Origin of the sequence: Embleya sp. NPDC056575 (assembly GCF_042793325.1) — a bacterium.
In the GTDB taxonomy this organism is placed as follows: domain Bacteria; phylum Actinomycetota; class Actinomycetes; order Streptomycetales; family Streptomycetaceae; genus Embleya.
This window is the reverse complement of the sequence record NZ_JBHTVA010000203.1, coordinates 1-1056: the sequence shown is the minus strand read 5'-3', so window position 1 is coordinate 1056 and position 1056 is coordinate 1. Positions and strand designations below refer to the sequence as shown.

The window sequence follows — 1056 nt, the reverse complement described above, 5'->3', positions numbered from 1 at the left end:
TGCACGGCCTGCGGCCACAGCTGGAGCTGATCGATGGGTGCACACAGGCGGAAGTGCGATTGGTGCGGCAGTGGTACGCCGATCGTCCGCGACATGGAGCCGGTCAACCACGACTACCAGTACTGGTGCGAGGAGTGCGCGCGGGCGCTGATCATAAAAGGCGACCCGATCGAGACGTACCGTGAGCTGGAGGGCGAGCCGATCTACGGCCGGCTCCTCGACGAGCACTGCACGCTCAAGCGGTTCTACACGTTCGCCACAGCCTGACCCCGATCAGGGTCAGGAAGACGAGACCGGCTCCTTCGTAGAGGGCCGACAACGTCAACTGGGTGCCCGTCTGTTGCAGTTCGAGCCGTCCCGGGCCGTGTGGCACCCACCACAGCGCGTACGAGCAGAAGACCAGCGACGTACCCGCGGCGGTCACCAGTGCCGTACTGACGGCGGTCGCCTGTGCCGTAATGACGGCGGTCACCTGTGCCGAGCCGACGGTGGCCGCCCTGCCGCGCGTGCCGAGGATCAGCACCATCGGCACGCACCACACCCAGTGGTGCGACCACGACACCGGACTGATCAGCAGCGCCGTGACCGCGCAGGCGGACACCGCCCAGGCGCGCCGCCCGCGCAGCTCCGCAGCCACGGCGACCCCGAGGCCCAGGGAGCCTGCCACGGCCGCCGCGGCGACCCACCAGAGGCCCGGCTGAGTGGTGTGCAGCAGCCGGGCCAGTACCCCGCGCAGCGACTGGTTCGCGGTGTCCTCCACGAGCCCGACCCGACCCGTCTCGAAGAGCATGCGGCTCCAGAAGCGCCATGAGTCGTAGGGCAGGGCGGAGGCCGCCAGCAGGGTTGCCCCGGCGAACGCGACGGCCGCCCCGCGCGCGTGCCGCAGCCAGGGGCCTGCGGAGCCCCGCCGTGTGTAGGCCACGACACCGGTGACCAGCAGGAACACCGCGAAGAGCGCCGGTGTCAGCTTGATCGCCGCCGCGAGCCCGATGCCCACTCCGGCCCAGCGGTGCCAGGGCCGCCGCGTCAGGTCCCACAGCACCAGCACGCCGAGCA

Annotated in this window: 2 protein-coding genes; one reads left to right on the top strand and one right to left on the bottom strand. The window is 70.7% G+C overall.

From position 1 onward, the window contains the following. Positions 1-33: 33 nt before the first annotated feature. On the top strand, positions 34-267 hold the full coding sequence (locus ACFRCG_RS48760; RefSeq protein ID WP_054231942.1) for a hypothetical protein: 234 nt from the start codon (positions 34-36) through the stop codon (positions 265-267). Here ACFRCG_RS48760 and ACFRCG_RS48755 read toward each other — a convergent pair. Further along, a partial coding sequence (locus ACFRCG_RS48755) for a glycosyltransferase 87 family protein (RefSeq protein WP_380043127.1) occupies positions 236-1056 on the bottom strand: 821 nt, incomplete at its 5' end. The two genes, ACFRCG_RS48760 and ACFRCG_RS48755, sit on opposite strands and share 32 nt — an antisense overlap.